Below are 910 nucleotides of genomic sequence, written 5' to 3' on the forward strand. Positions count from 1 at the left end.
GCCGTGGATCGCGGCCAATGCAGGCAAGAAGGTGACGCAGATCTTCCCGGATTTCGCCTTCGGCTACGACCACCGCGACTACCTGCCGCCGGCGCTGAAGGCGCAAGGCGGCGAGGTCATCGCGCAGATCGCCATCCCGCCGACAGAATCGTCCTTCACCAAGTATTTTCCGCAGATCCCGGCCGAGACCGAGGTGATCTACCACGTCATGGTCGGCCCGGCCGTGCTCACCTTCGTCAAGGAGCTTGGTGAGTTCTACGGCTCCAACCGGCCGCAATTGTTCGGCTTCATCGATTCGCTCGAAGCCACCGACATCAACAGCCCCGGCCTCGAATTCCTCGATGGCAGCCATTTCTGGGAAGGCTCGCCGCGCTATGCGCAGGCCGATGATTCCGAGGCGCAGAAGGCCTATCGCGCTGCTGTCGGCATCGACGACAATGGCGCCGCCGTCGGCGACCCCAAGGACGTCTCCACCGCAGCCCACATGTTCGGCTGCTGGGAAACGCTCTACGTCGTCAAGAAGGCGATGGAGGACGCCGGCTACAAGGGACCGGAAGACCGCGCCAAGCTGGTCGAGGCGACCGAGGCGCTGACCGAATTCGCCGAAGGTCCGGAACATCCGCAGGGACCGAAGACCTTCAACGGCAAGATCCACCAGTGCTTTGGCATCCAGAACATCTCCAAGATCGAAGGCGGCAAGCTCAAGGTCGTGCACAAGACCAAGATCGAGGACGGACTTTACGAGGCCGAAGGGGATTATACGACGCAGGCGCTGTGAGCTTAGCGCAGCAGCGTGAGCGCCAAGGCCCCCCCCTCTGGCCTGCCGGACCCGGCCCTTCGCTGTCGCTCCGGGCGTTCGTCGTTCGGAAAGCCAAGCAATTGGCTTTCCGTCCGCTGCGCGGACCACTCC

Annotated in this window: 1 protein-coding gene; it reads left to right on the top strand. The window is 63.3% G+C overall.

Annotated elements, in window-relative coordinates; translation table 11 throughout:
• A partial coding sequence (locus EN884_RS37200; RefSeq protein WP_164895476.1) for an ABC transporter substrate-binding protein occupies nucleotides 1–778 on the top strand: 778 nt, incomplete at its 5' end.
• Nucleotides 779–910 lie beyond the last annotated feature (132 nt).

The organism is Mesorhizobium sp. M7A.F.Ca.AU.001.01.1.1 (assembly GCF_004022735.1).
In the GTDB taxonomy this organism is placed as follows: domain Bacteria; phylum Pseudomonadota; class Alphaproteobacteria; order Rhizobiales; family Rhizobiaceae; genus Mesorhizobium; species Mesorhizobium ciceri.